Here is a 23186-nt window from a genome sequence, read left to right as displayed (position 1 = left end):
TATCAATCGCTTGACAACTTTATTAGTATACCTGGTTGGCGAAGATTCGTCAACTACTTATCTCAAAAAATATTAGCCAATTAGGAATAACAAACTTTAAGACATCAACTACTATACGAAAAATATTACGTACTGTCAACTAATCGTGTAACATTATCATCTTTTGGTTAAACATGTTACACTTACTCGGTACAAAATTTTTGGGGTAGGAACTCGCGCGTTAAGTGCCAGCGGAACGGAATGTGAACGCTGGACGAAAAGCACAGCTTGCGATGCTTGTTCCGCATTCGCCACTAATCTCACCATTTGGTGGCAGCTCCAGTCAGGAGATGTCAATATGTTTAATGGTTTCAAAAAATGGGGGTTACGCTCTCTAAGTATCCGTGGAATGACCTATCTTGCGTTGCTCATGGCAGCCGAGTTGGTCTTAGATCGATTTGCGATCGGTAACAGTAACGTCAGATTTACATTCTCATTTCTAATCGTGGCTCTAATTGCCAAGTGGTATGGTCCATTTTGGTCAATGGGCGTTGCTGTCATTATCGATTTTATTTCAACAATGCTCAGCGGTCAGCCCTACTTCATTGGTTTTACCATTTCAGCCGTCCTGGCGGCTCTCTGGTACAGTATCTGGTTCTACCAGCAAGAAAACATTTCGCTGAAGCGAACTATTTTTGTTTCGTTAATAATCGCTATGATTATCAACATTGGTCTGAATTCCCTCTGGGTCGCTATACTGGCTAAAACTTCTTTTTTTTATTTTCTACCGATCCGTTGCTTAAAAAACTTGATTTCTTTTCCAATCCAGTCTTTCTTGCTCTATTGGTTCCTAAATAACCAAACCTTGCAACGTTTAAAACCAAACGTCTTCAAATAACAACCGGAGCGACCGTCATTCGCGCTGGCAATCATTTTAACCTAATTCAAAAAGCGCAACCGGTTATTAGCCGTCTGCGCTTTTTGCTTATGGTTCACCGAACTAAGTGAAATAGTTTCCCTAAGCGGTTCCACCAATGCGTCCCTGTTAACGAATCCTGGGGTAATGCTGCTTGTAAAAAGAAGTGCTGGGCAGATTCTCCTTTGGGACTTTCATATTTATAGTAGTGTCCTTTTTCATTCATAAAAAATCCATCAACATCATCAGCACTATAAATCTGAATAATTTGTTCTAATTTTTGTTGCAATGGTCCTGATGGAACGGGAGCTGCCAATTCAACACGATTATCCATATTTCTAGTCATTAGATCAGCAGAGGACAGCCAAACTGAAGTTGTTTCATCATAGAAGGCATATATGCGACTATGCTCTAATAACTGGCCAACTACACTAGAAACCACTATTTGTTCCTTAGGTCCACAAACTCCTGTCTGCAAACAACAAGCCCCTCTAACAATCAAACGAAACGGCAAGCCGACCTGTGCAGCATCATAAATAGCAGCAATCACATCAACATCCGTTAGTGAGTTCACTTTTAAAAAGATATGTCCATGACCGGTTTTTAAGTAATGTGCCTTAACCTTTTGAATATTTTGGATAACCATATCCTCAATTCGATGTGGTGAAGCTGTTAGTACTTGGTATTTAGGTGGATCTGCCACCGGTTGTTCCAAATAGTTGAAAAATGCAGCTAAATCACTAACATACTCCGCACGACTCGAAAATAAACTGAGATCAACAAATCCCTTCGCTGTCTCTTCATTATAGTTTCCAGTCCCAATCTGCACGTACCCTTCTGGTTGGGAACCATCCTTCGTCAGGACTAAACAAGTCTTACTGTGAACTTTCATATATTTCTTGCCAAATACTACGTTACAGCCAGCATCTTCAAGTTCGCCAGTCACTTTCAGGTTGTTAGCCTCATCAAACCGCGCCCGCAGCTCAATCATAACCGTAACCTGAATTCCCTGCTGTGCGGCTCGTTTTAATAATTCGATTACTTGGGAATGTTCAGCGACCCGATAGATGGTTTGCTTAATCGCCACCGTTTTCGGATCAGCAATTGCTGCCCGCAAAAACTCTAAAAATTGATCAAAACTATCATATGGATACTGTAATAATAAATCATGCTGATCCAAATACCGTAAAATCGAAGTTGAAGCTGACCATATTTGCCCATGAACGGGGGGATATGCCAATCCTGGATGTTGTGCCTTTAAGCTTTTAACCAACGGAAATAAAAAGGTTAAATCTAGCGGACCAGCTAGTTGATAAACCGCTTGATTAGCAACCTTAAATTTCTTTACAAATTCTTTCACGAACTCCGGATTCGTTTGTGCCGTCTCTTCTATTTCAAGTAGGGTAATGCGACCCTTCTCTCGATCAGCGAGATAATGTCGCAAATTTCTAATGGTATCTTTATTATTTCGATCCTTTTCAACATCTAGGGTTGCATCCAGATCACGAACCAAGCGAAAAGTTAAAATCGATTCAATTTGACCATCATCAAAAAGGTTGGCAAGATTATTCCGCATTAAATCTTCAACCAAAATCTCTTTGCTTCCAGCTGGATCAGTAATTTTCACTAACCGTTGCAAATTTTCCGGAATCGGAACTAGTCTAATTTTACGCTTGGTTTTGGTTTTGAGTAAAACGGCTAAACCCATCCGTTTGTTTTTTAAATAACTTAAACTGTAATTATCAACGTACGTAGTAAAACTCAAAAATGGCAAAATCCGCTGATCGAAAATCTGATCCGCTCTAGCGCGACTATGTGGGTCTAAAGCGGCATAGCTGGTAAGTTCACAAAGCTGATCATCATGGAGTCGATCTCGAAGCTGGCGATAGTATTGATACTGCAATTTGAAATTTTTAGCATTTCGATGCCGTAATTTTTTTAAAATCTTAGAGTAACGTAATCCGGACTTTTTCTCAATTTCATCATTAGTAAGTTCTAACTGACTCTGCAGACTCGGAATTCGCACACTATAAAATTCGTCAAGATTATTAGCAGCAATCGCCAAAAAGTTAAGTCGATCCAGCAAGGGCGTCGTGGTCTCATTAGCTAATTCGATTACGCGCCGATTAAATAACAGCCAGCTAAGATCACGATTATCACATTTGGATTCGTAAATTTGATTATTTTCCATCGTGCTCCCCTTTAATAAAGGTTTGGTAATCCAACTCTACCTGATTGACATAATTATTAGCAAATTTACCAAATGCCGCCAGCATCCAGTCGTGACTCTGTAAATAACCGATAATCATGGGATAGGTCGGCGATTGACTATGAGCACGTGCTAACAAACTCATACAAACGGACACATAATCGCAAAAGGCACCCCAATCCAGTTTTTCTAGTTTGACCGAGCCCTTCATATCTTTGAATTGACGAACGTAGTAACTGTACTTCTTTGTATCAAAATAGCCCAAAAATGTATCAGAAGAACTTTGGAGAACACGCTGACAGTTTACAATTTCCTCCCCAGGGGAATGTTTCTTGTCAACATAGACCATTGAATTTTGATAAATTGGCAACGCCTGTTTTACTTGTAAAACATGGTAGTCACCATTCGGATTTTCTAACAAAATCAAATAGCACAAGGTTCCGACGCTTCCAACCCCCACCACATGTCTAACAATATCAACAATATGAAATTGACTTAAAAATTCACGAACATCGCTACGCGATTTGCCGCGATAGCGATAATAGCCGTTAGCTAATCGACCATAGGTTTTGGCTCCCACGTGGACCGTAACCGGTTCCTTCTCAATAAACCGGCGTTTCCCATCTACCAACTCCGTGTATTTCTTTACGGCATAGTCCGAATTACTCCCGATTGCCTTTTTAACGGTCTTGCTAACTAACTTAGTGTAGGAATCATCGAAAGCATCCTTATTTCCATTTAAAACATCAAAGGTCGCGGCAATGTTTTCCATAGTATTGGTTGCGGTAAACCTTTCAATTGCTGGCAATTCATGCAAATGGATTAACGTATTTAGATATGTTTTCATGACCACAGCTAGGTGCGGCAACACCTGTTTTTCAATATCAAAGCCTTGCTGTTTTGCAACTAAAACCGCACTAATCAGCAAACGTTTAACATCATATTCCCAATGCCCCACATGAGACTCGTCAAAATCATTCATATCAAACAACAATTGGCCCTCAGGAGAACCGTAGTACCCAAAGTTCCCAAGGTGCGCGTCCCCACCAATTAAAACTCGGATATCACTTTGATAGAGCTGATCGAAATCATAGTTCATCAAATCAACGGTGCCCCGAAAAAAAGCAAAAGCAGACTTACTCATTCGCTGGCGTTTAACCTTCAATAATCGCTTATACAGCAACGAATTTCGAACATCCATGATTTTTTTAAGATTACGTCGATGCGCTGTAAAGTGCTCAATAGTTGCCTGATCGGCATCAATTCCCAACCGCTGACCTTCTTCGATTAGCTCACTATCAGTTTTCGTATTGATGTCTGTTTGGGTGAAATTGTATGGAACAATGATTGGCTTGCTCATTGAATGTCTGCCATCCCTTCATAAGTGCAATAAATTATCATTATTATACATTCCTGATTACCACGATACAAACCATTAACTAACAAAAGAGCCCGTTAGTTGCGGGCTCTTTTTTAGCTATTTTCATTGCGTTGCTTTCCCGTCGTTTCAGCTGGCGGTAGTTTCGAGTCAGCATGTCTAATGCCATAGCTAAAGTAGATGATGACTCCAACGATAAACCAGACTAACGAGTAAATTTTTGCATCAAAACTCAGCGCTAAAAAGATTGCTAGTGAACCTAGAAATCCAAGGATCGGCAGCACTGGGAAAAATGGTTCTTTGTAACTTGCTATCGGCAGATTGCGCCCTTCCCGATTACGAAGCGGATACATGGCCAGTGAAACCGCCATGAAAGAAATTAGTGTTCCTGCAGAAATCAACTGGGCCAAAAAGGTAAAAGGAAAGATCCCCCCCAGTAAGATTCCAAAAATTGTCACAATCCAGAGGGCATTGCTGGGTAAATTATGCCGATTCAATTTCCCAATTTTAGTTGGAATCATCTGGTCTCGACCAAAGGAATAAATCAATCGGGAACCAGCCATCATCATTCCAATCAAGGCCACTAACATTCCAACCACTGCCACGGCTTGAACGACCGTGGCAACCCACAAATGTCCGGAATTACGCAAAGCCCAGCCGACTGGTTCAGCGTTGTTAGCATAATTAGTGTATTTAAACATTCCAACCAGCACCAGCGATACTCCAACAAAGAAACCCGTTGCTAGTAAGAGTGACCCGATAATTCCTCGAGGCATCGTTTTTTGCGGATTCTTTGCTTCGGCCGAGTTAGCTGCAATCGAATCAAACCCAATGTAGGATAGAAAAATAGTCGAAACTCCAGCATAGATCCCCTGCCAGCCCCCAAAAATGGAGCCATCGGGGTTAGGACGAGCCTTCGGTATAAAAGGAACGTAATTTTGCGTCTTAATCGCAGTTGCTCCTACCACAATGAAGGTAATAATCGCTAATAATTTGAGAATGATCAAAACCTTAGCAACCTGAGAACTCTTGGTATCTCCCAAGAACAGGATGCCAGCTACCAGTGCCACTACCAGCACCGCCAACAAATCAATCACTCCCCCGTTTACTCCAAGCGCAAAAGCAAACATATTTGGTAGCCGCCAACCTAAGGGAGCAAACAATCCCTGCAAGTTAGAAGACAGTCCAGAAGCCACAAAGGCCACTGCAATCAGATATTCTGCCAACAGGGCCCAGCCAACGATCCAGCCCCAAAATTTACCAAATAAGACCGAAACCCACGAATATGCTGAACCAGCAAACGGAAGTGCTGAAGCCATTTCCGCATAGTTCATCGCTACTAACCCAGCGACAATTGCTGCGATGATAAACGAAATTACAACGGCTGGTCCTGTGTACTTAGCCGCTACAATCCCGGGTAAGGTAAAAATAGATGTTGATAAAATCGTTCCCAGCCCTAAAGCTAGCAAATCTCTAACCGTTAAAGTTTTTTTCAACGACTGATCTTTGCTAACATAGAAATGATAGTCTACCTTTTCATTCATTTTTCTTAGTACTTTGATAATGAATCACCTCATTTTCCCCTAATTTAGTTACAGCAGCTTTGCATTGAAGCCTTGTGCTTAAGTTATTCTTATCATTTTAGCAAAAAAATTTAGTTATTTCACTATTATTTTAAATTTGCTGTCAATCATTCCTGGTCCAATTTAATTCCCGCTTGCGGGTGTTGTTCCAAATATTGCTGCGTAAAGCTCTGTACTGCTGCTCGGTCAGAAAAAACCACTCCCTCACGTCGCATGGCGGCAACTAAATCACGATAAAATTGATCTAGCTGTGGATTAGAAAGGTCCTGAAGCCCCCGAGCATTGATGTTAACCCAATCAATCAAATGTTGGGCATTTGGTAAAAGTCCCTGTTTTCCTAAATAACTGAACAAACTTTTTAGTGCCTGAGGGATCATTTGGTACAGCTTTGCCGTTTTTTCATCGTCTTCCATTACCAAAACAAAGCGAGAAAACATCACATCTGCAACTAGCTGATCATCCCAAGTAGCTGGTTTTCGCTGATAGCCTCCTAATGTAATCTGACTAAAGCTATCGACAATCGCATGAACATCCTGTAATTGGGTAGCCGTCAGTTGCAACATAGCTGGCATTTGATCTAGCGCCGCCAGCCAGGTATTGATGGTTTGTTCTACTTGTTGCATTTGGGGTTCATGATCCATTGTTATCAATCCTTTCTTTCGCATCATTATACTATCAATCGAGTTATCGGTATAATGAACCTCAGGAAAAATTTTAAAGGAGTCTTTTCATGGAAAAAGTTGTAATCGTCAGCGCACGACGCACCCCCATTGGAAAAATCAACGGTCAACTGCGTGATTTTTCATCGGTTGAACTCGGAATAATCACGGTCAAAGCCATTCTTGCTGAAACAAAGCTCGACCCTCGTCACGTTGATCAAGTAATCTTTGGAAACGTTGTTCAAGCTGGTGGTGGTCAAAATGTCGCCCGGCAAATTGAATTGGGGGCTGGAATCCCCAACCAAAGTACCGCTGCTACCATTAATCAAGTTTGTGGCTCGGGGTTAAAGGCCATTCGACTTGGACAAATGGCTATTCAGTGCGGTGACTGCGATGTCGTTATTGCCGGTGGAACTGAAAGTATGTCAAATGCTCCCTTCTTGAACCGACACGTCCGCGGGGGTCATAAATTTGGCGGATTTACACTGGAAGACAGCTTAGAAAGTGATGGTTTGAATGATTATCAAACCAACCAGCCGATGGGACAAACCGCCGAGCAAGTTGCCCAGCGTTTCCAAATTAACCGAGCAGCTCAAGATCGCTTTGCGCTTTCTTCGCAACAAAAAGCCGCTGCTGCAAATAGTGCAGGAATTTTTTCGCATGAAATTGTTCCGATTACCAACCCTCACCACGGTCAAACTCAAGTTATTGCAACTGATGAGGCAATTAGACCCGAAACTAGTCTAACAAAGTTACAACAATTAAAACCCGTCTTTCAAACCAGCGGAACCGTGACCGCTGGCAATGCTGCTGGGCTCAATGACGGCGCAGCAGCAATCCTCCTAATGAGTGCTACCAAAGCCAGCCAGCTTGGCCTTGAGCCCCTTGCGATTCTCGATGATTATGCCGAGGCTGGTTGTGACCCAGCCATCATGGGTTATGCGCCTACCTATGCTGTTCAAAAACTACTGGCAAAGACTAATGAAACTATTTCAGACTTTGACTTAGTGGAGTTAAATGAAGCCTTTGCATCCCAGAGTCTTGCTGTTTGCCAAGCATTGAAACTGGATCTTGACCGATTAAACATTTATGGAGGGGCTTTAGCACTTGGACACCCTCTCGGAGCCTCCGGAACAAGAATTGTTATTACACTAATTAATGCACTAAAAAACACGCAGAAGAAGCGCGGTTTAGCCACGCTCTGTATTGGTGGTGGCATGGGGATGGCCATGACTCTCCACCGACCCGATTAGCTGATTCTTTGCAGTGAACTTCATCCAAAACTAAACAGCTTTCTTGTTGTAAAACCACCTGGAATTAGCTATAATTTAAATTTGTTAATTTAAACTAGTTAGGAAGTGTACATTATGACGAGAGTTTACGTTCGCAAGGCAACCGAAAAGGATATTCCCAAAATTTGTGAAATTATAGATGCTGGACGGGGATATTTAAAAGAACAAGGCATTAACCAATGGCAAGGGGCTTATCCTTCACCGGAAGATATCAAAAAGGATATTGATAATAGTGTCTCGTATGTAATCGACGTTGACGGTGCGGTTGCTGGCTCTGCAACACTACATCTCGGTCTAGATCCTGACTATTTAGATATGAAGGAAGGCACTTGGAAAAATGGTGTTGAAGCTCACTATTCGGCTATTCACCGTGTTTCTGTCTCTCACGACTACCGCGGACAGGGTCTTTCTGGAAAATTAATCAGTGGTCTGTTAACGGTTTCTAGTTTGTTAGGCTTTAAAGATGTCCGCATCGATACCCATCCCAAAAACAAGGGAATGCAACATGTTATTCTTAGCAGTGGCTTTGAAAAACGGGGCGTGATTTGCACCAAAGTTGAAGATGACGATCGTTTTGCCTATCAAATGGAAATTAATTAGGAGAGTCCACAATGGGAACATCAGCTGTTTTAGCTAAATTAATTATTATGGTAAGTGTTGCCATCATTACAGCCAGTGGCGCCTTAGCTTGGAGTATTTGGCATGAAAATCAGCTGTTTTCACTACGTAGCGGGCTTCTCTTTGGACTAGATCTTATCCTGCTTGGCATCTTAATTGTCTTATTATAAGTAAAAAATTTTAAAACCACGTCAGAAATAATTTTCAGTGCGTGGTTTTTTGTTGTTCTATTATAAAGCTTAGAATTAAAAATAATAATTGAAGTGTTTATAAAACATTTATTAACAAAAACTATTTCATATTTTAATTCGATGTTGTACAATATACTCAATACATGTGTTATTATTTAGTGAATGTTTTTGTTGATTTTCTAAGGGAGCACCACTGTGCATAAATTAAAGCTATATTTAATTTTAATCGTCGGGTTATTAGGCATCGTTATTGGAGCTGTCCCAGCCGATGCTTGCAAGCGACCACCCCTAATTGCTCCAAGCCATACCCAGCTAAATGGTAAAAGGGTCGTCGACTGGACCAAGCCCACCGGGAAGAAATATATCGACCTAACTAATGTACCAGCTACTGAATTAAAAATCGTTGTTGATCAAAAAAAACAAATTATCAATGTCTATCAAAAAAATAAACTAATTGAACAATTTCTCTGTTCTACCGGGAAAGATACAAAGACCACCAGGACTCCAGTCGGTAAATTTGCCATTCAACCTGAACATGGTACCTGGTTTTACAACAATAAGCCAGGTATTGATGAGGGGGCTCGAAACTTTATTAGCTTTAAAGGAAATGGTGTTTACCTCTTTCATTCAGTTGTGATGAACCCACAAAACCAACCTATTATGAGTCGTCAGGGAAACCTTGGCAAGTTAAATTCACATGGCTGCATTCAGATGAGTCTCCCCGATAATATTTACTTTTATAAAACTTTTTCCCAAAAAAATAAAATTGGAACTCCTGTCATTATTAAACCACTGTAATTAATCTAATATAAATTACTTGCCAACCTTTTCATCGGCCACGAGTAACTACTGTTTTTGCTTGATGCTGGTGAAAAAACAACTAAAAAAACTAGTATAATAAACCATTAAAAAACCCAGGCAGTTATCATTACTGATAACTGCCTGGGTTTTAAATTAAAGTGCTTGGTCAATCCAGTTTAGACCGTTGTACTCAATGATATTAATCAAAGTAGTAGCATAAGTTGGTGATGTTGCATAACCATCTTGTTTAATCTTATAACAAACATCAACATAGTTTCGATTCCATAGTAGGTTCGAATACCGCGAGTTTACATAGAGAAAACGTCCATGATCTTGAATACTTTCGGCCAAACTAGGATAAGCTCTAAACCAGTCTTGAATGTGAACGGAACGCCCATTATAAACTTCCCAAGTCCACAAAAGTTGGGACATTCCATTATATGAACCTTTGATTCCAAAAAGATTATTGCCTGGAGCAGCATTACCCCAACTACTCTCACAAATTGCTTGTGCAATCGATAGACTTGGCAAAATCCCATATTGTTTCCACGTTTGAATGGCTCCGCTTAGTAACGACCCAATAAACGAATTAGAGGTTTTGTAAGCTAGTTGTCCCCAGTCGTTAAAGTAAGCAACGGTATTGTTGCCAACATTAACAACGTCATTCGTTACTTTTAAATAGGTGCTTGGATCAAAATAATACGTTGAGCCAAACCAGTCACGAAGTCCCGTTACAATCCGACCATCATCGCCGAACATGTACCACATGCCCCACTGTGATTCCACGTAGTTATTATCAACCCGAAGATACGTACTAGGATCAAAGTAATAATACGTTCCCATGTACGGTGTTACTCGAGTTGCAATCCGACCGTCACCACCGAACATGTACCACATGCCCCACTGTGATTCCACGTAGGCATTATCAACTCGAAGATACGTACTAGGATCAAAGTAGTAATACGTCCCCATGTACGGCGTTACTCGGGTCGCAATCCGACCGTCACCACCGAACATGTACCACATGCCCCACTGTGACTCCACGTAGGCATTATCAACTCGGAGATACGTACTAGGATCAAAGTAGTAATACGTCCCCATGTACGGTGTTACTCGGGTCGCAATCCGACCGTCACCACCGAACATGTACCACATGCCCCACTGTGATTCAATGTAGGCATTGCGCACCATTTGATGAGTCTGAGCGTCAAAAGCAAAGTAAGTATTGTCAGGCGTAATGTAGTGAACTCCACTCAAATACTGACCATTTTGGGCGTACATAGTATGATCACTATTCCAGCCATCTGGAATTACTTTTTCAGCAGCTACCTCTGGTTTAGCTTGTTCTGACTGCTCATTTGTCGTTGGTTGCTGAGAATCAGAAGAGCTAGGTTGGTTTGTTTCTTGAGCAGATTGCTCTCCGGCTTGATCATCATCTTGCTTAGCCACCGGTTGCTCATGGCTATTTGCATCAGAACTATTTTTTTCAACACTGTTATTTTGAGATCGATCATTATTCTGATCCTGTTGCTCATTTTTTTCGTTATTAGCTGTCGGTTGAGAATCATCATTCTGAGGTGTGGTCTGCTCAGGTGCAGGTGATTCCGGCGTTTTTTGTTCAGCTGGTGCACTAGTCTGGCTAGCTAAATCGTCCGAAGTTTGCTTGGACGTAGATGAAGTGGACTGCTGTTCAGAAACTACTTGCGCAGTCGCTGGCTGATTGGACGCAACCGCTTCACCTTTCGGCGTCGTGACTTGAGCTGGCTGTATCTTATTAGTTGGGTTGCTATCATCAGCATGACTAGCCAAATTTCCTAGCCCCAGTAGTGTCACAAAGGTAGCTCCTGCAACTACCCATACTTTACCAGCTTTATACATCTTGAACCTTGTCTTCTTTTCCCGATTATCAGAAAACATAAACGCCTCCATTTGGCTAACATTGTAATTTATTAAGTTGACAATTTTGATATTTTCTATACAATTTACATCATAATATACTGTTAACAAGCGATTGTTACAGTTGTATTAAAACTATATTAAAATACCAACAAATAGGAACTTATAATGAAAAAAAGAATCATTTACATCGATGTTATTAACATTATTGCAATTTTTTCTGTTTTAATGCTACATTCATCCCAGTATTCTTACACTAATGGACAGGTCTTGAAAAATGGGATCATCCAATTGATCTTTATTCCAGCGGTTTATCTATTTTTCATGAATTCCGGAGCAATGCTGTTAGACTATCGACAAAAGTATTCTACCAAGACTTTCCTAATCAAACGCTGGAAACGCGTCGGGATTCCTCTAGTTGCATGGAGCATTTTGTGGTATCTATATGACATCAGAGAAACTGCTTTTCCTGGTCCAATTCCACACCACAATCCCAGTATCAGTGACTTTATCGTTAGCTTTTTGAATAACAATATTATAAATATTTTCTGGTTCTTTTATGCCATCATCTTGCTATACTTACTTACCCCCGTCTTAGCCATTCTTGCAGATAACCACAAAAAAATATTATGCTACCTAGCTGGCTTAGGTTTCGTTGGTGGCTATCTGTATCCCTTTATTGCCACCCTTTTTAAAATCAAGTTAATTGGTGGTGAAAACGGCGTCCAGATCAATCCAATCGCATCTTCGTTCGTTAGTTTTTTCATTTTAGGTTACCTAATTAAAGCGAACTACTTCTCTGAAAATTTTCAACGAATTTTAATGGGAGCGGGTATAACTGCGCTGTTAATATCGATTTGTTTGAATCTTTTGAATTTTGGTAAACTCGCCGGAAATGGGTTGTTCATATTCTTTTACGCAACGGGGATCTATTTAATTATCAAAAAAGGCGCAGAAAAGAGTGATTTTCTTAATAAGCATGCTACTTTCGTTGCCAAACTAGCTTCAACTAGTCTTGGAATCTACATTTTACATCCGTTGTTCTATCATCTTTTTGAGAAGATTTTCAAGGTCAGCTATACCAGTTTTAGCTATGTTTGGATCATGCCAGTAATTACTTATATTATCTGTGCCTTGTTAATTTATAACGCCAAAAAATTTAAATGGTTGCGTTTTATTTTACCCTAGTAAATTATTAATATAACTTACATTTACACGGTTTGGTCCCGATCCTTAATCCTGGATACGTTAGGATTAAGGATCGGGACTTTTTTCTAGTTGGATTTAACCTAAGTAAACCTGAGACCCTTTACCAAAAACTACCCCTATGCTAATGTTATAGGTGTTATCTAATTATTAGCATTATTACATACATAGTAAATTAATAATTCGTCCTTAAATTTTACTGTAAAGGAATGATTGCTTTGGTCTTCATTAAAAAGTTTTCCCTAACTCATGTTTTTATTTGTTTGCTAACCACGATAGTGGCAATTAGTACAACCAACGTTATTATTTCTCATGCCCAACCGGCTAATCCGGTGCTTGCGCAGGATGCAAGTATCACTGCCAAAAGTGCCCTCGCTATCGATGCCACTAGTGGTCAAATTATTTACCAAAAAGTCCCAGACCATCTCGTTCCAATTGCTTCGCTTAGCAAGTTAGTTACAACCTACATTGTCTTAAATGAAATTCAGCACCAACATTTACACTGGGACACTCCCGTAAAAATCTCGCCGGCAGAGGCTCAGCTGAGTCAAAATACAAACTTTACCAACGTCCCACTGCAAGCTGGGAAAAGTTATCCCGTCCGAGACCTTTTAAATGCCAGCTTGATTTGTTCAGCAAATGCCGCTGCGATGGCGCTCGGCAATCGGATCGCTGGTAATTCCAATAATTTTGCCAAGCTGATGCAACGAACTACTCAAAAATTGGGAATCAAAGACGCTAAACTTTACAATGCTTGTGGTCTAAACAATCAAGAGCTTGGTTCACTAAGCAATCCTAAGTTAAAACCAACGACTACTAATCAGATGTCGGCAACTGGAATGGCTATTCTAAGCCAACAACTTATAAAAAAATATCCCCAGGTTCTCCAAATTACTAACCAACCCCAACTTCACTGGGAGACTCAAAATTATCAAAATACAAATAAACTAATTGGAAGCAGTCAACCGTTTAAAATCGATGGACTCAAGACTGGTACTAATGCCACTGGTGAAAGTCTTGTTAGTACAGGAGCCCAAAAACAAACTCGAATTATTACGGTAATCTTAGATGCACCGAAAGGAGAACGGTTCTCACAAACCGAGCGTTTACTGCAACAAATTAAACAAAAATTACAACCCCATTCGGCGAGTAGGAATGCTCTACCGACCAAAAGTATCAACATCCCCAACGGGAAAAAAACCACCACAGCAATTAAACCAGCCGAATCCAAAACATATTGGTTGCCCGTCGGAGACAAATTAAAAACAGATTTTGTTACTAATGAACATGGCAAGATTTTTCAAACCCCATTAGCACCCATTCTTAAAAATCAGATTATTGGTAAATTACTGATTAAAAATCAACCTCCTTTCCCCCTACTACCACATAATCAACTAACTACAAATGTTGTTTTTGTAACTAGTAACCCGGTCAATATTTCTAAAATGTTGCTTGGCTTTTTGGAACTACTGTTATTAGTTTGCTTGCTCGGCTGGCTACTTTACCAATTCTGGAAATATCGCCATCGTCATCTAAATCGCTCATAAAAAAAGCAGCCCTACCTATCCGGTGGGCTGCTTTTTTGATTATTATTCCTTGATAGTGTTATCACCATTTTCGTTTGTCAAACTCAATTGATTGCTATTTTTCGATTTCTGGGTCAGCTGATGATCATCGGTAGTCTTTTTAAATAACTTGTTCGTACCATTGTTAGTTTTCAAAGCATACCCGGATTTACGATTTGCCCCAATAACTTCATTATCACCATTTTTATTGGATATTTTAGTAGTCCCTCGCTGACTCACATTATGCATCTGCAAATTACCATTTTTAAGGTTAAAGACTCCTCCTTCTAAGCGACCCTTAGTGATCGTCAAACCCCCATTATCCAAGCTAACGGTCGACCCCTGATTGATAGTACTTCGTTTGATTTTTACCGAACCAGTATTAGACTCAAGATTGGCTTTATCAATCTCTTGTTGATCGACATATAGATCGCCATTAACGTTTTGATACTCCAAATTTTCTAATTGCTGACCCTTTGGCAACGTAATCTCCACAGTAGCCCACTTATTGTGCTGGTTAGCCTGTGCTTGCTTCTTGGAAGCTTTAATTTGCAAAGTTCCATCCTTAACTTCAATCCGTGGTTTCAAGCGTTTGTCATTAGTAGTCTTAACACTAAAATGATCCCCGGTAGTTATTTTTAAATCATTACTAACTAGATTAACCTTTACCTTGTTAAAGGACGCCACCGATTGTTGCGTTGTTTTAGCAGAAGCGCTTGATGATTGTCCGAAGGTCAGCAACATAAATAGCCCTACCCCGATCGCAACCAAACCAGCTTTACTACAAATTCCATGTTTTTTCATTAAAACCTCATCCTTTCATCAACAAAAAATAGACACGTGTCTATTTTACATTACCATCATTTCAATTGCACCTAAAAGCGCACCAAATTACACAACTTATAAAAAGTAAGCAAATCACATGCATTTTCAAAGATAAACCAGTTACAATGGCTTAGAAACAAATTTAACCATCTAAAGGAGTCTTACCAATGAATTTTTATGAATTACAACAACAGCGCCGTTCGATCTATGCCCTTGGAAACAAGTTATCTCAAACCCCCGAAGAAATCTTCAATGTTGTTAAAAAGGCCGTCCGTGAGGCCCCTACCAGTTTTAATTCGCAATCAGTTAGAGCAGTTGTTCTAACCGGTACTGCTCACCAGAAACTATGGGAAATCACTTTAGAGCAACTACATGCAATTGCAAAAAGTGAAGCAGCTTTCCAAAAAACGTCCGACAAAATCAACAACTCGTTTAAATCTGGATTTGGCACCGTAATGCTCTTTACAGATACTGACGTGATCAAGAAACTGGAAGCGGACGTCCCTAACTATGCAGAGAACTTTTATGACTGGTCCGAACAGGGACTAGGCATTGCCGACTATGCGGTTTGGATGGCACTAGCGGAGATGGGAATCGGTGCTTCCAATCAGCACTATAATCCACTGATCGACGAAGCAGTGCAACGTGAATTTGAAATTCCGAAAAATTGGCGGCTTCGGGCAGAAATGCCATTTGGCTCGATTGAAGCCCCTGCTGCTACGAAGGATTATGTTGCTGATAATCAACGCTTTCGGCTCATCAAATAGTCCAAATTTGCTTTTTAAATAAATATTCCACGTGCTAAAGCTAAATGACAATTGCTTCGTTTATTTGTGGTAAACTAAATTTGTTCCCAATAAAATAACGGGAATAATTTAACTATTAGGAAGCAAAATTATGACAATTTTTTGGACATCGATTCAAAGTGTACTCTCAATCATGATTATGATTGTCATTGGTTATATCTGCCAGGGCAAGGGTTGGTTTGATGATAAGTTTTCAGGAGCTCTTTCCAAACTAATTATGAACATTGCTCTACCAGCTTCCATTTTCATGGCCATGCTGGAAAAGTTCAAACCAGCTCAGTTAGCGACTCTTTCAACTGGTTTAATCTACGTCATTTTAGCCATTATTATTGGCTATCTCTTAGCTTGGCTCGAAACTAAATTATTCAAGGTAAAACCTGGACGTCGAGGTCTAATGATGACTGCCATTAACGGGGCTAACACCGTTTTCATTGGGCTACCCTTGAACGTCGCACTGTTTGGAGAACCATCTGTCCCATATTTATTGGTCTATTACATCGTCAATACAATCGTGATCTGGACCGTTGGCGTCTGGATCATTGCTGCTGATGATCCCACCAATCAAAAAGTCAAATTCGACTGGCACCACTTGCTACCAGTGCCACTCTGGGGATTCATTGTTGCATTGCCGTTTATTTTCTTTTGGCCACAAGCGGCTACTCAATTACCCCACTTTGTTACCAGTACCTTAACTAGTATTGGAGGGCTAGTAACTCCACTAGCATTAATCTATATTGGAATTATGCTCCGTAGCTTTGGACTTAAAAATATGCGGCTGGATCGAGATGTGGTACTGACCTTACTAGGGAGATTCGTTATTTCTCCCATCATCATGGGAATTATCATTTTAATTGGACTAAAAGTCTTTGGTATCCAAATGCTTAGTACCTTCCAGAAAACTCTCATTATCCAGTCAGCTACTCCAGCACTTTCCGTGCTTCCCATTCTCGCTGACACTTATCATGGTGATGTCAAATTTGCCACAAACATTGTGGTTACGTCTTCCGTACTCTTCATTGTCGTTGTTCCCATCATCATGGTTATCATTAATTTTATTTAAATCTAGCAAAAAAGGACCACTGCTTAGTTGCAGTGGTCCTTTTTTTAATTGTTGCCATTTAACTGGATGAAAATCCCCATATCATCAATCAGAAAGAACGGTTATTTATTTTTCCCTTAGATTTAACTCCACTCCCCCGTACAGACCAATAAATATCGTATAATTAGATGTGATTAAAGCAACTTGCAATCAAATTTTTACGATTACATAATTCTAACTATTGAGGATTTTCAATCATGGAACCTAAGCTTTCAAAAAATCGATTCATTACCGGATTTACTGGAATGCGGGCGTTAGCAGTTATTGGCGTCATTCTTTACCACTTAAATCCAACCATCTTTAGTGGCGGTTACCTAGGAGTTCCCGTCTTTATGACCCTATCTGGTTATTTGGTTACCGATCACTTGCTTCATGAATATGAAACCACGGGAAAATTTCGTTATGGCCATTTTTGGTACAAGCGGCTTAAGAAGCTTTATCCAACTCTGATAGTAATGTTACTGCTGACAGCCACTTTCATCACTATTTTTCAGTCAAACTTGCTAGCAAATCTGTGGCAAAGCGTCGTTACCAACCTCAGCTATGTTTACAATTGGTACGAAATCGCCAACGGACAGTCATATTTTCAGCAATTCGCTGGCACTCAGTCTCCCTTTACTCATCTGTGGACGCTTTCCATCGAGGGTCAATTTTACCTTGTCTGGCCCCTAATTGTAATTTTAGGATTATCGTTATCAGGATCTTCTCGACCGCATCACAGCCCTTATCGCGGACTTCTCTTGATTACCATCGGAATATCAATTATCTCCGTTATTTTGATGGCCTTGCTTTTCAAACCAGGAACTGATCCTAGTCGAATTTATTATGGAACTGATACTCGGATGTTCTCTCTTCTCTTAGGTGCCGCATTAGCAATGGTTTGGCCCAGCAAGCGGAAACTTCAGCACTTTGAACAACACCAAGTGCTTTTCTTTGATATTGTCGGTCTCATTGGGCTAAGCGGTATGCTAATTCTAGGTTTGACGGTTCATGCCCAGTCCGCCTTTCTATACCATGGTGGGATGTTGCTATTTTCAATTTTTACCGTGCTGTTAATGTGGGCTGTTATAGCTAACACTAGTCACTGGAATCGGTTCTTAACTAATCCCGTTTTCAATTGGCTTGGTTCGCGTAGCTATGAAATTTACGTTTATCAACTACCCGTGTTTGTCTTCTTTACAGCTCGGTTTAAGAACGTTGCCAACCATCCCATTAGCTATGCTCTAATCGAATTGCTGTTAATTATCAGCATCTCAGAATTGTCGTATCGCTTTGTTCAAGTTCCCTTCAGTCATTATGACTATCAGCGCTGGTTTTCTCAACTTCTCAAGTTGCTCCCCCGGCTAACTTGGCAAAGTTTAATTCTGAGTATCATCGCCATCATCGGTCTCTTTGGAATTGTCCAGTCTACCACCATTAATCCTAAGCAGGCTAACCATTCCCAACTAGCCCAAAGAATTCAAAAAAATGCTAATGTCGAAAAACAACATAATCAAGCACTCGCCCAAAAGATAAAAAAGGGGAAGGCCGTTCAACGATCAAAACGAGACCAACAAGCCGTTAAGAAAAATGGATTGACAGCAAAACAACTAACTGTAGCGCAAAATCTTTCCGGCAGTGCAATTGGAGATTCGGTGATGCTAGCTGGTCGTGATGATTTGCAGGCCATCTTCCCAAAACTCTACATTGATGCCCAGGTCGCTCGTCAAGCAGAAGCTGGTATTCCAACAATTAAAAGCTTGTCAGATCGTGGTCTCCTTGGTAAAAATGTAATCATTGGATTAGGTACCAACGGTAACGTGACCGCTGATACGATCAATGAGATCATGCAAATTATCGGAGATAAGCGTCAGGTATTTTGGATTAACGTCCACGTTCCCACCCAGCCATGGCAAAATTCTGTCAATATGCAGCTAGCTGCTGCAGAAAAACAATATCGCAATCTCCGAATTATTAATTGGAATGAATACATTAGTCATCATTCCGGCTTACTCGCTTCCGATCAAACCCACCCCACGCAATCTGGATCTAGCAAATATGCGAGTTTTATTGCTAAAAATGTTTTAAAACCAGCTCAAAAATAAAAACCAGCTGATTTAGAAATAAATCTAAATCAACTGGTTTTTATTTTGGCCATTTCAATCAGCACTAGGACAACAGCACCCGTAAAAGTGCCAAAGAAATCATGCCAACAATCACAATTACCAAGAGGTTTTTGCTAATCACTGCAGAAATAACCGTTGGAACCGAAGCAGCAACATTAAGCCAGTTGATGGTTGGCAAATGACCTAAATGTTGAATAAACAGCCCCTCAAACCAAAGCGTTGCCATAATTACAATTGGAACAAAGCTCAAAAATTGAACAACTCCAAGTGGCAAGTTAATCTTTTTTAAGATGATAAATGGGATCACTCGAGTTAATAGAGTTACCGCTCCACACCCCAGTATCACTAACAATAAAAAATTAAAAGAAGGCATGCTTTAAAGCCACCCCCATTCCGCAACCGATTAAGGTCACGATGATTAATAATAAGTTACTGGGAATCAAAATCAAACCAACATAAACTAGCCCCAAAACAATTAAAATCATAATCAATTGTAGCGTTAAACTAATCGTTCGATCAGCCGCCACTTGCAAATATAAGAGCCCAATAAACATCGCCAAGAAAGCAAAATCCATTCCGAACTGGCTGGGGTTTGGAATCAAGCTTCCCAATGCTCCGCCAAACCCCGAAGCAACAATCCAAGTACTATATGCTAACAGATTAGCCGCATTAAGCCATGGAAATGACAAGGTTCGGTTCGTATAGTTTAATTTATTCATACTCAATGCAAAGGTTTCATCGGTCAATAGAGATCCTAAGATAATATTTCTCGTCATTGATTCCTGGTTTAAAAAGGGAGCGACTGTCATGCCCATCAAAAACATCCGTGTTGATAATAAAAAAACGGACGTTAAAATTGCAAAAAAGGTGCTCCCGGCCAGCAGCATACTAACAATCACAAACTGCGCAGCTCCTGAGTAAGTAACCACTGACATTAAAATAATCACAAATACACTCAAACCAGCTGCCTTCGCTACTACTCCAAAAGCTAAACCAACTCCAATGTACCCAGCAAGGGTGGGAATCGTATCCTTCATTCCTGTTTTGGCAGTTAAACTGCTATTCACATTATTTCAACTCCTTTGGCTCTGTTTCCGTCGCATTGCTAGAATGTTTTTTACCGTATAACAGATAAATTACAACCCCGATCACAAACCAAACGGCAGTTAACGTTTTGGCATCTGAACTTAACTCCAGAAAAATTGCTAGTGAGACCAGTACTGAAATTCCTGGTAAGACGGGGTAAAATGGCATTCTGAACTTGGGAAGTGGTAAATCTTTTCCCTCACGGGGACGCAACGCATAGATTCCAAGTGCAACAAAGATAAACGAAATTAACGTCCCAGCAGAAACCAAATTAGCTAAAAAGGTGAAGGGTAACATTGAACCGACAACCACAGCCGCAATGGTAACAACCAACAAAGCATTGATTGGTAAATGATTGTGATTAATGCGACCCAGACGCTTTGGTAACATGCCGTCCCTGCCAAAGGCATAGACTAGGCGCGAACTTGCTAACTGGGTGCCAATCAGGGAAGCAAACATGCCGACAATCGCCACTACCGCTAGTAAATTGGCAGTAAGTAGATGCCCGGATTGGCGTAAGGCCCAAGCAGAAGCCTCTGGGTTATTGGCATATTTTTGATAACTAAACATCCCGACTAATACCAATGAAACCGCCACAAACAAGCTACTTCCGATCAAAAGCGTTCCTAAAATTCCACGTGGCATGTTTTTTCCAGGATCCTTAGTTTCTGCTGTATTCGAGGCAATCACATCAAAGCCTCCATAGGCCACGAAAATCTGAGCAGCCCCGGCCATCACGCCGGTCACTCCTCCAAAGGAAGTGCCTGGTTTGTGGGCTGGAAGAAATGGATGATAATTTTCGGGATGAATTGCAGTTATTCCAACGATTACAAAGAGCAGCACTACTGCAATTTTTAAAACTACCAACAAATTCTCAACCCGATTAACTCCTCGCAAGCGCTTAGTTAGTAAGATCGCCACTAAAATAATCGCCAACGCAGCAAAAATATCAAAAACCCCACCAGTTTTAGGATTATATCCTGAAGATAAAAAAGCCGGCAGGTGAAACCCAAATTCCCCTAAAAAGCCCTGAACGTAGGCCGACCAGCCGGAAGCCACAAAGGTAATTGCCAAAAAATACTCCGATAGCATTAACCAACCAGCAATCCAGCCAAACCCCTCACCAAACAACACTCCAATCCACGAAAATGCCGAACCAGCTACCGGTAAAGTAGCTGCCATTTCAGCATAGGCTAGGGCCGCTAGCCCGGCTCCCAAAGCCCCCACGATAAAGGAAAGGGCTACAGCCGGGCCGGTATGTTCTGCTGCTACAATCCCCGGTAGCGTAAAAATTGCCGTTCCAACCACCATTCCTAAACCTAAACCCAACAAATCTTTCGTCGTCATGTGTGCTTCTAACTGTGCATCATGATTTTGTAATCTTTGCGGATCTTCTTTACGTGTAATTTGTTGCCATAAATGATGCATTTCAATTCTCCTGCTTGCTTGCTAAAATATTTCTTATAATTATAAATGTAAACTTTTAATAAAGATACAGTTAATTTTAAATACGGTATAATTGGTTTAGAAAGGTGGTAATTCTTATGTCCGAAACTATTTTTTTCAATCCTGGCAATTCACTGGGTAATTTTCAAGACTATCAAGAAGCCGTGCGTAGCGCTCAAATCTATCGTAACCAGCATCAAAATCTTGGCGATGCAAATGTAATCGTCGTACATGGTACACAAAACCAATCATTTGATATCTTTTTAACTAGTGCCGCCGAAACTGATGCCAACACCACCAAACCCTACGAGATTAAGAAAAAACTCTAGTCGTTTCGACTTGGTTTTTCGTAACTAATAGCGTAGAATGAGTTTATTGAGATCCCAAACATATGTTCACATTTTGTAAAAGAGAGGTGTTTTTATGGCCGCAACCCCAAAGAAAAATGCTCAGGATGCTAGGCAGGCTGAGTTAGATAAGGCTTTAAAACAGATCAAAAAAGAATTCGGAACAGGTGCCATCATGCGGATGGGCGAATCCCCTAATACTGCCGTTGATGCCATTTCCACTGGAATCCTATCATTAGATATCGCCCTAGGGATTGGTGGGTTTCCTCGTGGTCGAGTTGTTGAAATCTTTGGTGCCGAATCATCTGGTAAAACAACCATTGCGTTACAAACCGTCGCCTCCGTTCAAGGGAACGGTGGCACTGCTGCCTATATCGATGCTGAGAATGCATTGGATCCAGAATATGCCAAGGCCCTCGGCGTTAATATCGATGATTTACTGCTTTCCCAGCCAGGAACTGGTGAGGAGGGTTTGCAAATTGCTGACGCACTAATTGGCTCTGGTGCTATTGATTTAGTGGTGGTCGATTCTGTAGCAGCCCTAGTCCCTAAATCAGAAATTGAAGGCGATATTGGGGATTCTCATGTTGGCTTACAGGCCCGCCTCATGTCGCAAGCATTACGAAAATTAACCGCTAATATTAACAAAACCAATACCGTGGTCATCTTTATTAACCAACTACGCGAAAAAGTCGGTGTTATGTTCGGTAACCCCGAAACCACTCCCGGCGGTCGCGCACTTAAGTTTTATTCTAGTGTTCGTCTCCGTGTTAGTGGGAGTAAACAGTCCAAAGAGGGACAAGAAGTGGTTGGTAAGGAAACCAAGATTAAAGTCGCTAAAAACAAGGTTGCTCCTCCGTTTAAGACCGTACAAACTCTGATGAGTTTTGGTCATGGTATTGAGCCAATTGCAGATATGGTCAACCTAGCTGTTGAGCAGGATATTATTAACAAATCTGGATCTTGGTATTCATACGGTGAAGAGCGCTTAGGACAGGGATTAAATAAAACCGTCGCTAATCTAAAAGACCGTCCAGAACTCGTGGACGAAATTACTCACAAGGTTCGCGTGGCCTATGGAATTGAAGCGGAACCAGAGCAACCTGCGACGGAACCGGCTTCCCAAACAAAGGCAGACAAACCAACCGATGAAACCGAGCAATCGTTAGATCTTTAATT

General features: G+C 40.8%; 21 protein-coding genes and 1 riboswitch. Of the genes, 12 read left to right on the top strand and 9 right to left on the bottom strand.

Annotated features, from left to right (window positions below):
- The first annotated feature begins 199 nt into the window (after nt 1–199).
- A riboswitch (THF riboswitch) is annotated at nt 200–295 on the top strand.
- A gap of 42 nt (nt 296–337) precedes the next feature.
- Nucleotides 338–877 carry a folate family ECF transporter S component gene (locus FC87_RS04510; protein ID WP_056961735.1) on the top strand — a complete coding sequence of 180 codons (540 nt, stop codon included), beginning with the start codon at nt 338–340 and terminating at the stop codon, nt 875–877.
- Between the two features lie 94 nt (nt 878–971).
- Here the strand turns inward: FC87_RS04510 and ppk1 are convergent, their stop codons facing one another.
- The 4 genes from ppk1 to FC87_RS04490 form a co-directional block, all read right to left on the bottom strand.
- Nucleotides 972–3086: a polyphosphate kinase 1 gene (ppk1, locus tag FC87_RS04505; protein WP_035421896.1), complete on the bottom strand. Its 2115-nt coding sequence runs from the start codon at nt 3084–3086 to the stop codon at nt 972–974.
- Nucleotides 3076–4464, bottom strand: coding sequence for a DUF2252 domain-containing protein (locus FC87_RS04500; protein WP_035421898.1), 1389 nt, complete (start codon nt 4462–4464; stop codon nt 3076–3078). The genes ppk1 and FC87_RS04500 overlap by 11 nt, the downstream gene beginning before the upstream one ends.
- 113 nt (nt 4465–4577) lie before the next feature.
- Complete coding sequence (locus tag FC87_RS04495) at nt 4578–6047, bottom strand: APC family permease (RefSeq protein WP_404825385.1); 1470 nt, start codon at nt 6045–6047, stop codon at nt 4578–4580.
- 125 nt (nt 6048–6172) lie between these two features.
- Nucleotides 6173–6706 carry a hypothetical protein gene (locus tag FC87_RS04490; protein ID WP_035421903.1) on the bottom strand — a complete coding sequence of 178 codons (534 nt, stop codon included), beginning with the start codon at nt 6704–6706 and terminating at the stop codon, nt 6173–6175.
- 89 nt (nt 6707–6795) lie between these two features.
- Between FC87_RS04490 and FC87_RS04485 the strand changes: the two genes are divergently transcribed.
- The 4 genes from FC87_RS04485 (at nt 6796) to FC87_RS04475 (ending at nt 9623) form a co-directional block, all read left to right on the top strand.
- The gene (locus tag FC87_RS04485; protein ID WP_035421905.1) at nt 6796–7977 is read left to right on the top strand and encodes a thiolase family protein; all 1182 of its coding nucleotides are present in this window, start codon (nt 6796–6798) and stop codon (nt 7975–7977) included.
- 114 nt (nt 7978–8091) lie between these two features.
- Complete coding sequence (locus tag FC87_RS04480; protein ID WP_009166462.1) at nt 8092–8616, top strand: GNAT family N-acetyltransferase; 525 nt, start codon at nt 8092–8094, stop codon at nt 8614–8616.
- A gap of 11 nt (nt 8617–8627) precedes the next feature.
- Complete coding sequence (locus FC87_RS06935; protein ID WP_155830453.1) at nt 8628–8804, top strand: hypothetical protein; 177 nt, start codon at nt 8628–8630, stop codon at nt 8802–8804.
- A 216-nt stretch (nt 8805–9020) separates the two neighbouring features.
- Nucleotides 9021–9623 (top strand): L,D-transpeptidase, encoded by a 603-nt coding sequence (locus FC87_RS04475; protein WP_051393802.1) that lies wholly within the window; start codon nt 9021–9023, stop codon nt 9621–9623.
- A 156-nt stretch (nt 9624–9779) separates the two neighbouring features.
- Here the strand turns inward: FC87_RS04475 and FC87_RS04470 are convergent, their stop codons facing one another.
- Nucleotides 9780–11543 carry a glucosaminidase domain-containing protein gene (locus tag FC87_RS04470; RefSeq protein ID WP_056961734.1) on the bottom strand — a complete coding sequence of 588 codons (1764 nt, stop codon included), beginning with the start codon at nt 11541–11543 and terminating at the stop codon, nt 9780–9782.
- A gap of 147 nt (nt 11544–11690) precedes the next feature.
- Here FC87_RS04470 and FC87_RS04465 point away from each other — a divergent pair, with 147 nt between their 5' ends.
- Together FC87_RS04465 and FC87_RS04460 are read left to right on the top strand one after the other, a co-directional pair.
- A complete protein-coding gene (locus FC87_RS04465) occupies nt 11691–12710 on the top strand; it encodes an acyltransferase (protein ID WP_035421764.1) in 1020 nt (339 codons plus the stop codon).
- Nucleotides 12711–12937: 227 nt separating this feature from the next.
- Complete coding sequence (locus FC87_RS04460) at nt 12938–14275, top strand: serine hydrolase (RefSeq protein ID WP_035421765.1); 1338 nt, start codon at nt 12938–12940, stop codon at nt 14273–14275.
- 42 nt (nt 14276–14317) lie between these two features.
- Here FC87_RS04460 and FC87_RS04455 read toward each other — a convergent pair whose 3' ends face one another.
- Nucleotides 14318–15097 carry a DUF4097 family beta strand repeat-containing protein gene (locus FC87_RS04455; protein WP_051393794.1) on the bottom strand — a complete coding sequence of 260 codons (780 nt, stop codon included), beginning with the start codon at nt 15095–15097 and terminating at the stop codon, nt 14318–14320.
- Between the two features lie 188 nt (nt 15098–15285).
- Between FC87_RS04455 and FC87_RS04450 the strand changes: the two genes are divergently transcribed.
- The 3 genes from FC87_RS04450 (at nt 15286) to FC87_RS04440 (ending at nt 19107) form a co-directional block, all read left to right on the top strand.
- Nucleotides 15286–15885 carry a nitroreductase family protein gene (locus tag FC87_RS04450; RefSeq protein WP_035421767.1) on the top strand — a complete coding sequence of 200 codons (600 nt, stop codon included), beginning with the start codon at nt 15286–15288 and terminating at the stop codon, nt 15883–15885.
- A 130-nt stretch (nt 15886–16015) separates the two neighbouring features.
- On the top strand, nt 16016–16984 hold the full coding sequence (locus tag FC87_RS04445; RefSeq protein WP_009166457.1) for an AEC family transporter: 969 nt from the start codon (nt 16016–16018) through the stop codon (nt 16982–16984).
- 236 nt (nt 16985–17220) lie between these two features.
- Nucleotides 17221–19107, top strand: coding sequence for an acyltransferase family protein (locus tag FC87_RS04440; RefSeq protein ID WP_056961731.1), 1887 nt, complete (start codon nt 17221–17223; stop codon nt 19105–19107).
- 64 nt (nt 19108–19171) lie between these two features.
- On the opposite strand, the gene FC87_RS04435 is transcribed toward FC87_RS04440, so the two are convergent.
- Genes FC87_RS04435 through FC87_RS04425 form a run of 3 tightly spaced genes read right to left on the bottom strand, consistent with a single transcriptional unit; the run spans nt 19172 to nt 21642 of the window.
- On the bottom strand, nt 19172–19501 hold the full coding sequence (locus FC87_RS04435; RefSeq protein WP_009166455.1) for an AzlD domain-containing protein: 330 nt from the start codon (nt 19499–19501) through the stop codon (nt 19172–19174).
- Nucleotides 19488–20195, bottom strand: coding sequence for an AzlC family ABC transporter permease (locus FC87_RS04430; RefSeq protein ID WP_035421772.1), 708 nt, complete (start codon nt 20193–20195; stop codon nt 19488–19490). The genes FC87_RS04435 and FC87_RS04430 overlap by 14 nt, the downstream gene beginning before the upstream one ends.
- Before the next feature lies 1 nt (nt 20196).
- Entirely contained in the window at nt 20197–21642 is a 1446-nt protein-coding gene (locus tag FC87_RS04425) for an APC family permease (protein WP_035421774.1), read from the bottom strand.
- 116 nt (nt 21643–21758) lie between these two features.
- On the opposite strand from FC87_RS04425, the gene FC87_RS04420 reads away from it, so the two are divergent.
- Both FC87_RS04420 and recA read left to right on the top strand, forming a co-directional pair.
- Nucleotides 21759–21989 (top strand): hypothetical protein, encoded by a 231-nt coding sequence (locus FC87_RS04420; protein WP_009166452.1) that lies wholly within the window; start codon nt 21759–21761, stop codon nt 21987–21989.
- 94 nt (nt 21990–22083) lie between these two features.
- Entirely contained in the window at nt 22084–23184 is a 1101-nt protein-coding gene (gene recA, locus FC87_RS04415) for a recombinase RecA (RefSeq protein ID WP_009166451.1), read from the top strand.
- The last annotated feature ends 2 nt before the right edge of the window (nt 23185–23186 follow it).

This window comes from Fructilactobacillus florum DSM 22689 = JCM 16035 (genome assembly GCF_001436645.1).
GTDB lineage: Bacteria > Bacillota > Bacilli > Lactobacillales > Lactobacillaceae > Fructilactobacillus > Fructilactobacillus florum.
Note: the sequence above shows the minus strand (reverse complement) of the source record. Positions and strands in the feature narration are given on the sequence as shown.